This window comes from Aminobacter sp. MDW-2 (assembly GCF_014250155.1).
Taxonomy (GTDB): domain Bacteria; phylum Pseudomonadota; class Alphaproteobacteria; order Rhizobiales; family Rhizobiaceae; genus Aminobacter; species Aminobacter ciceronei.
Map to the genome: position 1 here is coordinate 376617 of NZ_CP060197.1, position 13479 is coordinate 390095.

The 13479-nt window shown below is 64.6% G+C and carries 15 protein-coding genes; 7 read left to right on the forward strand and 8 right to left on the reverse strand.

Translation table 11 applies throughout. The features are described from left to right. Positions 1-114: 114 nt before the first annotated feature. Positions 115-381, forward strand: coding sequence for a YjhX family toxin (locus H5P29_RS01925; RefSeq protein ID WP_182573588.1), 267 nt, complete (start codon positions 115-117; stop codon positions 379-381). Positions 382-431: 50 nt separating this feature from the next. Continuing rightward, positions 432-734 carry a hypothetical protein gene (locus H5P29_RS01930; RefSeq protein WP_154384529.1) on the forward strand — a complete coding sequence of 101 codons (303 nt, stop codon included), beginning with the start codon at positions 432-434 and terminating at the stop codon, positions 732-734. A gap of 6 nt (positions 735-740) precedes the next feature. Here H5P29_RS01930 and H5P29_RS01935 read toward each other — a convergent pair whose 3' ends face one another. The 7 genes from H5P29_RS01935 to H5P29_RS01965 all read right to left on the reverse strand — a co-directional run bounded on the left by H5P29_RS01935 (position 741) and on the right by H5P29_RS01965 (position 5774). Continuing rightward, positions 741-1661, reverse strand: a complete 921-nt coding sequence (locus tag H5P29_RS01935) for an ornithine cyclodeaminase family protein (protein ID WP_210252512.1) — start codon at positions 1659-1661, stop codon at positions 741-743. Beyond that, on the reverse strand, positions 1658-2413 hold the full coding sequence (locus H5P29_RS01940) for a sulfite exporter TauE/SafE family protein (protein ID WP_246670726.1): 756 nt from the start codon (positions 2411-2413) through the stop codon (positions 1658-1660). The genes H5P29_RS01935 and H5P29_RS01940 overlap by 4 nt, the downstream gene beginning before the upstream one ends. A 1-nt stretch (position 2414) precedes the next feature. Continuing rightward, positions 2415-3869 (reverse strand): aldehyde dehydrogenase family protein, encoded by a 1455-nt coding sequence (locus tag H5P29_RS01945; protein ID WP_154384527.1) that lies wholly within the window; start codon positions 3867-3869, stop codon positions 2415-2417. A gap of 74 nt (positions 3870-3943) precedes the next feature. Continuing rightward, positions 3944-4237, reverse strand: a complete 294-nt coding sequence (locus H5P29_RS01950) for a 2Fe-2S iron-sulfur cluster-binding protein (RefSeq protein ID WP_067955016.1) — start codon at positions 4235-4237, stop codon at positions 3944-3946. Positions 4238-4262: 25 nt separating this feature from the next. After that, positions 4263-4592, reverse strand: coding sequence for a ferredoxin (locus H5P29_RS01955; RefSeq protein WP_246765368.1), 330 nt, complete (start codon positions 4590-4592; stop codon positions 4263-4265). Between the two features lie 105 nt (positions 4593-4697). Further along, entirely contained in the window at positions 4698-5006 is a 309-nt protein-coding gene (locus tag H5P29_RS01960) for a 2Fe-2S iron-sulfur cluster-binding protein (RefSeq protein ID WP_067955019.1), read from the reverse strand. Positions 5007-5015: 9 nt separating this feature from the next. Further along, on the reverse strand, positions 5016-5774 hold the full coding sequence (locus H5P29_RS01965) for a TenA family transcriptional regulator (protein WP_154384526.1): 759 nt from the start codon (positions 5772-5774) through the stop codon (positions 5016-5018). Between the two features lie 170 nt (positions 5775-5944). Between H5P29_RS01965 and H5P29_RS01970 the strand changes: the two genes are divergently transcribed. Then, a complete protein-coding gene (locus H5P29_RS01970; RefSeq protein ID WP_154384525.1) occupies positions 5945-7417 on the forward strand; it encodes a gamma-glutamyltransferase family protein in 1473 nt (490 codons plus the stop codon). A gap of 47 nt (positions 7418-7464) precedes the next feature. Further along, positions 7465-8229 (forward strand): SDR family NAD(P)-dependent oxidoreductase, encoded by a 765-nt coding sequence (locus H5P29_RS01975; protein ID WP_154384524.1) that lies wholly within the window; start codon positions 7465-7467, stop codon positions 8227-8229. Between the two features lie 116 nt (positions 8230-8345). On the opposite strand, the gene H5P29_RS01980 is transcribed toward H5P29_RS01975, so the two are convergent. Continuing rightward, entirely contained in the window at positions 8346-9605 is a 1260-nt protein-coding gene (locus H5P29_RS01980; protein WP_169808289.1) for an FAD-binding oxidoreductase, read from the reverse strand. 101 nt (positions 9606-9706) lie between these two features. On the opposite strand from H5P29_RS01980, the gene H5P29_RS01985 reads away from it, so the two are divergent. From H5P29_RS01985 to H5P29_RS01995, 3 genes are all read left to right on the forward strand, one after another. Next, the gene (locus H5P29_RS01985; protein ID WP_154384523.1) at positions 9707-9874 is read left to right on the forward strand and encodes a hypothetical protein; all 168 of its coding nucleotides are present in this window, start codon (positions 9707-9709) and stop codon (positions 9872-9874) included. After that, complete coding sequence (locus tag H5P29_RS01990) at positions 9871-11241, forward strand: amidase (RefSeq protein ID WP_067955029.1); 1371 nt, start codon at positions 9871-9873, stop codon at positions 11239-11241. The genes H5P29_RS01985 and H5P29_RS01990 overlap by 4 nt, the downstream gene beginning before the upstream one ends. A 663-nt stretch (positions 11242-11904) precedes the next feature. Then, complete coding sequence (locus tag H5P29_RS01995) at positions 11905-13389, forward strand: ABC transporter substrate-binding protein (RefSeq protein ID WP_067955032.1); 1485 nt, start codon at positions 11905-11907, stop codon at positions 13387-13389. Positions 13390-13479: the final 90 nt, after the last annotated feature.

Sequence of the window (13479 nt, forward strand, 5' to 3'; positions counted from 1 at the left end):
CGCTTCACGCATCGCGTGGACCGGGGCCGTGTTCAGCCAAACCGGTGAGCTCTTTGCTCGCCATGGTGGATGACGCCCGGTGCATTGGCGCTGGGACTGCGGACTCACAACTTCATGAATATCTCGAAGAAGGAGCGCAAAGCGCTCGAAGTGCTGTCGTTTGGCGGCACCATCATCCTGGAAAAAGACACCAGAAACCGACCACTGGAAGCGTCGTTCGTCACCCGGGAAGGTTGGTCGCTCGAGGGCGCCGGCCTCGCCGAATTCAAGGTGCTGAAGGCGAAGCGTCTGGTGGTCTCCCGCAACGGCGGCAACTACACCATCTCACGGGAAGGCGTGGTCAGCCTGCAGCAGGCACGTCAGGCGGCGAAGAAGGGATAGAGGGTATGCCAGGTATCGGATAAGCTAACGATGAGAGCGGGATTGCAGCTATGGCAACTGTCTATGCGATGGGCCTGATGATCGTTGCGCCACTGGCTGCGAGGCTGGCGACGATCCTGCTCACGTCTGGCGGAAGCCACCGCGTCATCAGTGCGGCACTCACATCGGGCACGCTGGTGGTGTGTGGGTATTTCCTGCTTACCGGCGTGACCAACTCCTGCGCTATCAAAGAGGGTGAGTGCGTCGGATCGACCGCCACCGCCTATCTTGTCGTCGTATTCTGGCTGATGTCTGCCGCTGCATGCCTGTATCGCGTATTCTCGGTCAGGCACCCCTCGTCAACTCAGCCTTAGAGGCAATTACCCGCCGACGATCCGTCGGTAAACCAGTCCCGCAAGGGCTATGTCCTGCAGGCCGACGCCGACTGACTTGTAGATAGTGATTTCGTCCTCGCTGGTGCGGCCGCGTGCCTTGCCGGCGAGGATTTCGCCGAGCTCGACGATCTTGTCCGAAACGAGCGCCGTGGGATCCGCGAGCACGAGATCGCCTGCCTCGCGTTGGCTCTGTTCGCGCCATTCGACGGCGACGAGCGAAGCACGGGCCATCGCCCGGTCGTCGAGCTCGCGGGTGTTGGGCAGGCTCGAGCCGACGGCGGCGATGAAACAGCCTGATTTGAGCAGGTCGCCCGAAAACAGCGCGGATGGCGAACGCGAGGCGGTGACCAGGATGTCGGCTTCCGCGGCCGCCTGTTCGGCCGTGGCCAGTCGCGTGGGGATGCCGCAGGCGGCTTCAAGTTCTACCGCCGATGCAGGATCGGACGAGCGGCTGACAAGCAGCACGCGCCGGAGCGGGAAGGCCTCGGCCATCTGCACCGCATGGGCCCGTCCGAGCGGACCGGAGCCGAAGACGGAGAGCGTCGAGGCCTCCGGCCTGGCGAGGTGCTGGGCCGATATGACCGAGCAGCCGGCGGTCCGGAGCTTGGTGATGGCGCCGGCATCGAAGGTGGCGAGCGCGCGGCCGTCGACCGAGGAGAACAGCAGGATGATGAAGGAAAACTGGCCTTTGATGGTGGTGTAGACCTTGGCGCCGACCACCTCCTGTCCGGGGATGACCGCGCCCAGGGTCGACAGCTTGACGCCGCCGGCATCGCTGCGGATGCGCGCCTGCATCGCCGCCTCCTCGCGGCCGAAACGCAGAAAGGCATCGGCCAGCACCTCGCGCGCCTCGGCGGCGGAGACGGCAGCCTCGACCAGCTCGTCTGATATGTGGGGCAGGCTCATGGGACGACCGTCCTCGCGAGGATGCCGAGCGCGCCGAGGCCGGACATGGTGAGCAGCAGTAAACGCACGCCACGCGGCGAAAAATAGCGGTGGAACCGGCCGGAGACGAAGAAGCCACCAAGCATCAGCGGGAACAGCAGGATGCCAAGCCAGAGCTGCGGCAGGGTGAAACGGTCGACATATGCCAACATCAATAGCGACAGGATGGCGCCGGCGAAGAAGACGCAGCTGATGGTCGCCCGCATCTGGCGCGGCGGCACATATTGCATGACTATGGCAAAGGGCGGCGCACCGGACGAGGTAATCGTGCCCATCAGGCCGGAGGCGAGGCCGGCGATCGCCATGTTGGGGTGAGACGCCCTGACCTTCCAGCCGGCGAAGCTGAGGCCAACACCGGCGAGGATCAACAGCGCAAAGACGATCGAGAATGCATTGGTCGGCAGGGCGGCGAGCGTGGCGCCGGCAAGCAGCGTGCCGCCGGCACGTCCGGCCATCAACGTCGTCACGCTCGGCCAGTCGACGGCATCGAAATCGCGGAGCAGGCCGAGCAGTGCCAGGCCGGCGCCCAACACCAGCAGCGGCCCGGGCGCCATCTCGGGAAAGAACAGCACCGCGAGCGGCGCCGAGACCATGGCAAAGCCGAGCCCGCCGATGCCCTGGAGCAAAGCCGCGATGAAGACCATGGCGCCCATGCCGACGAGATGGCCCAGCACGAAGTCGCCAGGCATCAGCTCAGTCAGGGACTGGAGCATGTCAGGCCCCAAGATAGATGCTCTTGATGCGGCTGTAGAAGTCCATGACGTTGGCCCCGCCCTGCTCCTTGGCCGCCTGATTGCTCGAATGCTTGAGGCCGCCGAAAGGCGCGTTGAGTGACACACCGGTTGTCGGGCTGTTGACCTTGACGATGCCGTGCTGGGTCTCGCGGGCGAAGCGCAGCACCGACGGCAGATCACCCGTCACCAGCGACACGGCGAGGCCGTATTCGGTGTCGTCGGCCAGCTTGATCGCCTCGTCGAGGCTGTCGATCGGGCGCACCGCGACGACCGGCCCAAAAATCTCCTCACGCCACAGACGGCTGGTCTCCGGCAGGTCGGAGACGACGGCGGGCCGGACGAAATAGCCATGCGCCAGGTTCGAGTCGGCCTCACGCAGCGCATCGCCGCCAACGACCCGGCCGCCCTCTTCGCGGGCGATGCCGACATAGGCCAGTACCTTGTCGTATTGCACGCGGGTGGCAAGCGGCCCCATCTGCACGCCTTCTGCCATGCCCGGGCCGACCTTGATGGCGGAGGCCGATTTTTCGAGCCGCGCCACCAGTTCGGCATAAAGCGGGCGGGCGACGAGCACGCGGCTGGTGCCGGTGCAGGCCTGGCCGGTGAGCCCGAAGGCGCCGCGCTCGATGGTGGCGACGGCCTTGTCGATGCCGGCGTCGACCAGCACGACGGTCGCGTTCTTGCCGCCCATTTCAAGCTGGACGCGGGTGTCGGTGGAGAGCGACGCCGCGATCTGCTTGCCGACCGCATAGGAGCCGGTGAAGGTCAGCGCGTCGACACCGGCGCTTGCGGTGATCGCCTGACCGACCTTCGCGCCCTTGCCCTGGACGAGCGCCACGAGCTTTGGTGGCAGGCCGGCCTCAAGCAGCACCTCGACGAGGCGCTGGCCCATCAGCGGCGTGATTTCGGACGGCTTGAACACGACGCCATTGCCGGCGGCGAGTGCCGGGCCGAGCTTGCGGGCGGCCATCGACAGCGGGAAGTTCCACGGCGTGATGACTGCGACCACGCCGACCGGCTGGCGCAGCGACAGCACCAGTTGTGCGCTGTCGCTCGGGTAAGTCTCGCCATTGAGCCGCAGCGCCTCGCCGGCATAGAGGCGGAAGTTGGCGGCGATGCGCCGGGCCTCGTTGCGTGCCTCGGTCAGCGTCTTGCCTTCCTCGCGGGTCAGCTCGGTGGCGATCTCGTCGGCGCGTCGGGCCATGATGTCGGCGGCGCGGAACAAAACGTCGGCGCGAACCTCTGGCGACTGCGCCGCCCAGGCCGGCCAGGCGGCCGAGACGCCTGAGATGGCGGCAGTGACATCGGCAGCGTCAGAATCCGGGAACAGGCCGATGAGGTCGCGCTCGTCGGCGGGATTGCGGTCCTCGAAGGTGGTGCCGCCAAAAGCTGGCTGCCACTCGCCGGCGATGTAGTTCAGGTGTCGCTCTGTCATTGGTCGTTTGCTTTCGGGGAGTCGTTTGCTTCGGCGGTCGTTCTGCTTCGAGAATGCGCCTCGGCGCACCCTGCTCAGCGTCCTTTTGGCACCCAGGAGACGGCGACATCGCCGAGCACGAAGGTCTGGCAGGCCATGCGGAAACCGGCGGCAAGATCGTCTGAAGTCAGGTGGTTGCGTTCCTTGGGCTTGACGGCATCGGTGTTCTCGATGCCGGTCTCGATCCGGCACTTGCAGGTGCCGCACAGCCCGCCGCCGCATTTGAAGGGGATGCCCCCCTTCTCGCGCAGCGACACGCGCAGCAGATTGCTGTTTTCGGGCGCGGACACCTGCTTGTTGTCGTTGGTGATGAAGGTGATGTTGATCATCGGCGCGTTCGATGCTGTTGGCCGGTCAGACCAGCTTGAGCTGGATGTCCATGCTGCCGTAGGTGGTGAGCGTCTTGAGCTCGTGGCGGGCGTCCTCGACGGACGAAAATTTCTCGAACAGCTTGCACGGCACGTTGTTCTCGATCTGCGGCGGCTCGTCCTCGACGATGCGGATGCGCGTCTGGTCCTGGTCGGTCAGCTTGGCGATGGTGAAGCTGGCGCGCTTGCGGCCGTAGAAGATGTAGTCGTAGGTTTCGACCGGCTGCACGCCGGGGCTCATTTCGGTCCGGAACTCGCCCGGCTTGGTCGTCAGAACCACATACATATCGTCCACCTCATGCTGATTGCTGGTCACGCCGACACCACCGAAGCGTTGCCGGCAAACTGTTCGGGAAGTGCCGCGCCCCTCCGGCGTGGCGAACTCACTTTGTCTTGCGCAATTCCGGACGGAAAACCGCAGCTAGGCTTGCTCCGTCACCTTCTCCTGGCGGAGTTCGATGTCGTTCTTGATCCACAGCTGGCAGACGAGCCGAAAACCCTCGTCGATCTTGTCGCCGAGCTGCTTCTTCTCCTTCCAGTTGGGCGGGGGCAGGTGCTCGGCGCCGGCGAGGATGCGGCTGGCGCAGGTGCCGCATTTTCCCATGCCGCATTTGTAAGCGAGGTGCGGATAGGGAAACTGCTTGATGCCGGCGCGGACGACGAGGTTGGTGTCCTCCTTGACCTCGCCTGAGAAGGCCTCACCCTTGCTATGGATCACGACTGTCGGCATGTGCGTGCCTCAAACCCCGCCGATGCCGGCGAGTTCGGGTTCCATCGGCGCAACGCGGCCGAGCTTCACATCCTCGGCAACATAGTCGTTGTAGAGGGCCGTGGTGTAGAGCAGGCGCATCTGGGCGCCGACCTCGCAGATCTTGAGGCAGCGTTCCTGCATCTCGACCGTACGCGCATGCTCAAGAACGATCTGGTAGCCACGCTCACCATGGATTTCGTCGGACACGATGTGCAGGTCGAAGAACTCGACCTCCTCGTCGCTGAAGCCGTAACTGTCGCGCAGCGTCGGCGTCTGCTTGCGATAGATCGACGGCACCTGGGATTCGAGGCCGACCACCAGTCCGGCAACGGCAACGATCGGATCCTCACGCATCGCCACCGCATAACACCAACTCTGCAGGCCGCGTGTCGTCGGCGACATGTTCTCCGGGTCGGTCATGCGCTCTCTGGATGTGCCGCATGCTTCGCCGAAACGGATCAGCAGGTCGGTGTGGCGGTCGCCGCCGATCTCTTCCTCATACATGTTGGCGAGCAGGAAATCCTTGGCCTCGACATATTGCTCAGGCATGCGGGAATAGATGTAGCCGAGGTAATCCGCGAACGGCCCGACATAATGATAGTGGTTCTCGGCCCAGCGCGAGAGATGGTCGCGGCTCAGCTTGCCGCTGGCCCAGGCGAGGCTGAATGGCGACTTGTTGGCGCTCTTGCCCTTGATGGCGTTTTCCAGCGCGGTGCGAAATTCGTCCGGGTTCATCGGCTTGGTCATGCGGTTCCCCTGTCTTCGATATGTCAAACTCGATTTAGAATACTGTATACCAAATTGACATCGGCGCAAGTCGCATTCTACTGTCGTGCAGGTGATCACGGCGACATGACGCATACAGTATGTTGCAAGGGCGATGATCGAAGGCCTGAACCAGGATTGGAACGACAGCGATGGACAGATCCGAGACACACGGCAACGCAGGCGTTCGCAGCGAAACCGCGATGGTGGCGACCGGGCACCCGCTCGCCGCCCGCGCCGCCCAGGACATGCTGGCCGCAGGCGGCACCGCGGTCGACGCGGCCATCGCCGCGGATGCAATCCTCGGCGTCGTCGAGCCAATGGCGACAGGCATCGGTGGCGACCTTCTGGCGATGCTGGTTGAACCAGACGGCCATGCCACCAGCTACAATGGCACCGGCCGCTCGCCGGCCGCATTGTCGGTCGAGGCGTTGGAAAACCTGCCGAACCGGCGCATCCCCGAACGACACGGACTGTCGGTCACCGTGCCCGGCGCGGTGCGCGGATGGTTCGACCTGCATGCCCGCTTTGGCCGCCTGCCCTTTGCCCAATTGATCGCTCCAGCCATCGCGCTCGCCGCCGACGGTTTTGCCGTCCTGCCGATCACCGCGCGCGAATGGGCAGTGTTCGAGCCGGTGATCAAGCTCGACCCGGTTGCAGGAAAACTCTACAGCGCCGGCAGCACGCCGCGCGAAGGCGAACGGTTCGCCAATCCCGAGCTGGCGGCAATGTTGCGGGCAATCGCCGCCGATGGGCCGGATGCCTTCTATCTCGGTACCCCGGCCCGCCAAGCAGCGGCAGCGAACCAGACCAGGGGCGGGCTGCTGACGGCTGAGGATTTCGCCAACCATCGCGGCGATTTCGTGCTGCCGCTCGAACGAAAGTTCCGTGACCTGACAGTGCTCGAATGCCCGCCCAACACCCACGGCATGGCCGTGCTCGACGCGCTGGAGGAACTCGATGCCTTGCCGCTCGACCGGGATGATCCGACGACCACGCGTGCCATGGTCGAAGCAGTCGGCCGCGCCATGGCCAAGGCCAAGAAAATCGTCGCCGATCCATCGGGCAACACGGTCTGCACAGTTGTCGTCGACAAGGATGGCCTGGCGGTGACGCTGATGAGCAGCATCTTCAAGCGTTTCGGCTCCGGCATCGCCGTGCCCGGCTGCGGCTTCGTGCTGCAGAATCGGGGCTTAGGCTTTTCCGAACCGGGCCACATCAACGGGCCGGGGCCGTCGAAGCGGCCCTACCACACGGTAATCCCGGCGGCGACGTTGAAGGACGGCCGCTTCCATGCCGGCTTCGGTGTCGTCGGTGGCGCCATGCAGCCGCAAGGCCACGTCCAGATGATGGTCCGTCTGGCCGCCTGGGGTGAGAAGCTGCAGCCAGCCATCGATGCCCCGCGCTGGCGGTTGGAGGGCGATATGGCACTGGCGATCGAACCGGGCACGCCGGATGCGATCGTCAGGACGCTGCGCGACGCAGGCTACAGCGATCCGGAAGGTGCCGGCGAACTGGCCGGCCGCAGCGATTTCGGCGGTGCGCAATTCGTTGTGCGCGACGAAGACGGCGGCCTGCTCGGCGGCTCGGACAAGCGCAAGGACGGCGTGGCACTAGGCGCCTGAGCCGAGCACCTGCAAACGTCACTCTCAATAGCTTTGGGGACAAGGATTTGACCACATCATTCGATCGCATCGTGCTCATCACCGGTGCCGGCAGCGGCATTGGCGCCGAAACCGCCCGCCGGCTTGCAACCCCTGGCATTGGCCTGGTGCTGCACACACGCAAGAATGCCGAGGGGCTGGAGAGCGTCGCCGAGACCTGCCGGGCATCGGGGGCTGCGACCGAGATCGTGCTCGGCGATCTCGCCGATCCCGTTGTGCCGGCGGCAATGATTGCTGCCGCCCGCGCCCGCTTCGGCCGCGTCGACCAGATCGTTTCCAACGCCGCCCAGGCGACGCGCTCGACGCTCGGCGAGGTCGGGCCAGACGATCTGGCCCATGCGTTCGAGACGATGCCGACTGCATTGCTCCGTCTCGTCAATGCAGCGATGGCCGACCTCGTCGCCTCGGCCTGCGGGCGCGTGGTGGTGGTCAGCTCTTTTGTCGCTCACATCTTCGGCACCGCCGAGATCCATTTTCCGGCGACGTCTGCCGCCAAGGGCGCGCTCGAGGCGCTGGCTAAATCGATGGCCGTGCAACTTGCGCCGAAGGGCGTGACGGTCAATTGCGTCGTGCCGGGCTTCACCCGCAAGGATCCGACCGGCCATTTCGCGGCGACGACCTCGGCACTGGAAAAGGCGATCGACGTGACGCCTACCGGCCGGCTGACCGAACCGGCCGACGTCGCGGCGGCGATCCTGTTCCTGCTGTCGCGCGACGCCAGGCAGATCACCGGCCAGTCGCTGCATGTCGACGGCGGGTTGACGCTGCCGTGACCGCGCCCCGCCGCCTAGCGCAATTCCAGAAAAAGTGTGCCGCGGTTTTCCGTCCGGAATTGCGCAAGAACAAGAAGGTGCAGCGCTTCCGCATTTCGAGGAAGAGCGGAAACGCTTTAGCCGCCGAAACGCGAAGGCGCGAAGGCGGCAACCGGCACCGGTGGCTGCTCGTCGTGGAGCAGGCTGGCGACGACGGCACCTGTCATCGGGCCGTTGGCGAAGCCGATATGGCCGTGGCCAAAGGCGAAGATCAGCCTGGGATGGCGGGCGGCGCGGCCGATGACCGGCAGCCCGTCCGGCGTCGACGGCCGGCTGCCGAGCCAGGTTTTGCCGTCGACCGGCGTGGTGAAGGAAAGCGTCTTTCGCGCATCGGGTTCGACACCGTCGATCTGGGCATGCTCTGGCGGATCGTCCTGCCGCGCCAACTCGACACCGGTGAGCAGGCGCACGTTGCCGTTCATCGGCGACAGCACGTAGCCACCGGCAGCATCATAGACCGGGCGGCGCAGCTCAACGCCCTCGGCAAGGGCAAAATGGCGATGGTAGCCGCGCTCGGCCGCAAGCGGAAAACGATAGCCAAGGGTGCGAGCAAGCTCGGCCGAACGGGCACCGGCGGCGAGCACGACATGGCGACCTTCGATCCTCCGGCCAGCGACCATGACCGCCATGGTCTCGCCGGTTTCGAGGATGGCTTCCGCCTTGCCGGCGACAAGGACCGCGCCCCGACCTTCTGCCGCGTGCCGGTAGAGCTCGACAAGTTCGCCGGGGCTTTCGACGGAACCGGTGTCGGGAAAGAAGATGCCATTGCTGAAACGGCGGGCGAGATGCGGCTCGAGCTGGCGGATCTCATCCTCGCCGAGGCAGTCGATACGGACGCCGTTCTCTTTCAGGACCGCCTGCTCCAGGACGCTGGTGGCGAATGCCTCGGCGCTACGATAGAGGCGGAGCCAACCATTGCGCTTGATCAGATGGCGGCCGCCGACGAGATCGGCCAGCGCGACATGGCGGTCGAACGCCTCGGCGACCATCGGGTTGAGTGCCGCCGCAGTGCGGCGCCATGCGCCCTCCTCGGCGGCAAGCAGGAAGCGCACCAGCCAGGGTGCGAGATGCGGCAGCGAGCGCAGGCGGGCACGCACGGCGATGTCGCGGCCAAGCGCATAACGCGGCAAGCGCGCGCGGATGCCGGGTGCGGCCATCGGGAAGATCGAGCCACGGCTGAGCACGCCGGCATTGCCGAAGGATGCCCGGGCCTCGGCAATGTCAGGATCGATGACGGCGACCGCGAGACCGCGAGACTGCGCTTCGAGCGCCACCGACAGCCCGACGATGCCGCCGCCGACAACCACCACGTCGAACGGCTTTTCATTCTGCTTCACGCTGCCCACCCGATGCCCCGGTCGGTTCGATACCGGCCGATTCCAACAATGCATAACAGACGTATACTGATCAATTCCTATCTCTCAGCACCGGACGAAACATGCGCGACGTGACCCCACCTGCTCCCGCCTCCCAAGAGATCGCGCTGCCGCCTGAGGCAAGTGCTGCGGAAGCCGCCGATTTCGCGCGCGGCATAGCAGTGCTCGACAGGCTGGCCAGGCGCGTCACAGAGCTGGCCCGCACGCAGGAGCGAGAGGACAAACAATGAGCAGGCTGGAACAGCTTTCCATTGCGGAACTTGCCACCACAGTGACCCGCCGCGAGATCGCCGCCGTCGAGGTGACGGGCCATTTCCTCGACCGCATCGCGCGTTTTGATGGCGAGCTTTCGGGTTACGTCCATGTCGCCGACGAGGCAGCACTTTCGCAGGCACGGCGTCTCGACGCGCGCCTCGCGGCCGGCGAGACTGTCGGCCCGCTTGCGGGCGTGCCGATCTCGGTCAAGGACATAGTCGCGGTTGCCGGCATGCCCAACACCGGCGCCTCGCATTCGCGGCTCGGCCGCAGGCCGACGCAGGATGCGCCTGTCGTGCGCCGGCTCAGCGATGCCGGGGCGATCATCATCGGCAAGGCCAATTGCCATGAACTGGCCTTCGGCGGACCGTCCTTCGACCTGCCGTTTCCGCCGGCGCGCAATCCCTGGAACCCTGAGATGTTTCCGGGCGGCTCGTCGAGCGGGTCGGGCGTCACTGTCGCCGGTGGGCTGTGCCTGGGATCGGTGGCGACCGATACCGCCGGTTCGATCCGCCTGCCGGCGACGATGTGCGGCATGGTCGGCTTCAAGCCGGGCTTCGGCGTCGTTCCCGTGGACGGCATCGATGCGCTGGCCCATTCTATGGACCATTGCGGGCCGATCGCCGCGCGTGTCGACGACTGCCGCAGGCTCTATGCCGCGATGGCGGCGCACGAAATCGGGCCGATGCCTGCCGGCGACGCGCCGTCATTTACCGGCATGCGCCTCGGTGTATCACCTGACGCCTGGGGGCTGGGCGCCAGCCTGCGGCCCGAAGTGGTAACGGCAATGCGCAACGCGCTCGAGCTTTTCGCTGCCAACGGCGGCGAGATCGTCGAACTCGACCTGCCGCCGCTCGAAACCTTCCATGCGCCGGGCGCTGTGGTGATGATGGCCGAGATCGCGGCACATTACGGCGCCGAGGTGCGCGGCAATTTCTCCGCCTTTGGCGAAATGTTTCGCGGTCGCGCGCTGGTTGGTGAAAGTCTTGCCGCCGCCGACGTCGTCGCGGCACGGAAGCTGCGCGACGTGCTGCGCAGACGGGTCGACGCCAGCCTCGCCACTGTCGACGCCATGCTTTTGCCTGGCGCACTCGCACCGGCGGGACCGCTCAAGACAGTCGACAAGTTCTACTTCCTCGAGGAGCCTATCCCCAACATCCTGGCCAACCTGACCGGCCACCCGGCGCTGGCCTTCCCTTTCGGCAAGGCCGGCAGTGGCATGCCTCTGGGGTTGCAGATCGTCGGGTCAAGCGGGACCGAAAACCGCATCTTCGACATCGCCGCCATGTTCGAGCGCCTCGACGGCGATCTGGTCAGGCTGCCACCGCGCTATTTCAGCTGACGCCAGCCCCGCCGATCTGGCGGCCCACTCCTTGAACCACCGCAACAGTGGCGCCCGCCTGCTGCCCGCGTAACACTGCAGGCGGGCAACAGTTCAACATCGCTGCCAGCGAGAAACGCGATAACAGAACGTACAAGCAGTTCCTTGTTCGAAACGAGTATTGCCCAGCAATCTCATGCCGCGGTGGAGATCAGCCAAACAGGATAACGTCTCCCGCTGCACCAACAGGCTGGCGCAATTTGCACTCTTGTCGCCCAACACCAGCGCAGCCGTGGCTGTCGTCGCGATGTATTTTCCGCAGTCGTGACCGCCGGGAAAGGCGGAGGAACGCCGTCGTCCTTCTTACCATCGTCATTTTTGGTATACTATATGCAAGAAATTGCCAAAAAGAACCACTGGACCGATTTCTTGCGTGATATTCGTGAACGAAATTTCAGCAATCACGTTCTAAATTTTGTGCATTTTCAATAATTTATGGAGCCGTTTGGCGAATTTCAGAAACTCGACCCGGTATCGTCAGCAAAGTTGATCAACAATCGCTTGACAGTCGATTGCATACAATCCACTCTTCTGGCCGAGGGATGTGGCGGCCCACACTATCAGCGCAGCACAAGACTGCGCGCATCAGGTCGATTTTGTTGTCTTTGGCGAATGGGTGGACCAATGAACGTACTGACGAGACTGACAAGCAGCGCCGCCGTGGCGGCAATCATGGCACTTTCCCCGCTGTCGGCGCTGGCCGCCGACATCACCATCGCGATCGGTTCGGAGCCTTCGACGCTCGACCCGCAGGTGCGCGACGACGGCGGCGAGCGCGCGATCAACGACAATGTCTATGAGACGCTGATGGCGCGCACGCCGGACGGCGAGCTCATCGCCGGCCTTGCGGCCGCGGCGCCGACGCCGGTCGACGCCAAGACCTGGGAGTTCAAGCTCAGGCCCAACATCAAGTTCCACAATGGCGAGGCGTTCAACGCGGATGCCGTCGTCAACAGCGTCAAACGCGTCATCGATCCGGCGCTGAAGTCGGAGCAAGCCGCCTATTTCGGCACCATCACCGGCGCCGAGAAGGTGGACGACCTGACAGTGCGCATCATCACCTCCGGTCCGGATCCGATCCTGCCCTCGCGCATGTACTGGATGAAGATGATCCCGGCGACCTATGCGGCGGACGCCAAGTTCGCCGAGGCGCCGGTTGGCACCGGCCCATATAAGTTCACCAGTTGGAACCGCGGCCAGGACATCGTGCTGGAGAAGAACGCCGACTATTGGGGCGATGCCGCGTCGATCGACAAGGTGACATATCGCTTCGTAGGCGAATCCGGCACGCGCCTTTCCGGCCTGATGGCGGGCGAGCTCGATGTCATCACCAACCTTCTGCCGGAGTTCGCCCAGCAGGCGCCGAAATTCGCGGCCGTCAGCGGCCTCGAAACCAGCCTGATGATCGTCTCGACCGACAACGAGGTGACCAAGGATCCGCGTGTCCGCGAAGCGATGAACATTTCGGTCGACCGCAAGGCGCTGGCCGAGAGCCTGTTCGGCGGCTACGCCACACCGGCCAAGGGCCAGGTCGTCAACCCCAAGGCCTTCGGGTACAACAAGTCGCTGCCCGACTATGTCTTCGACGTGGACAAGGCCAGGGCGCTGATCAAGGAAGCAGGCGCCGAAGGCAAGACCATCAAGCTCGTCGGCGAGGCCGGGCGCTGGCTCAAGGACCGCGAACTGATCGAGGCCGTCGGCGCCTACTGGAAGGACGCGGGCCTCAACGTCGACATCAAGATCGAGGACTTCGGCGAGTACCTGAACCAGTTGTTCGACAAGAACACACGGCCGGATGCGATCTTCCTGTCGAACTCCAACGAGCTGCTCGACGTCGACCGTGAAATGACCGCCGTGCTACAAAGCAAGGCGAGTTCCGCGTCCAACAGCGACCAGGAAATGTCGGACCAGATCAGCGCCGCCAGGACCGAGACCGACATCGAGAAGCGCCAGGCCATGTATGACGCCATCACCAAGAAGGCGTACGATCTGTCCTATCTCGTCCCGCTGCTCAATCAGCAGGACATCTACGGCTTCTCCAAGCGCCTGGAATGGCAGCCTCGCGTCGACTCCAAGCTCCTGGTCAAGGAGATGAAGATCACGGAGTAACCGGAACGATTGCGGCTTCGAACAACACAACAAGCGAACCGCAACAGATACGGGGCCGGCTCGACGAGGGCCGAGCCGGTTCCGGCAAAT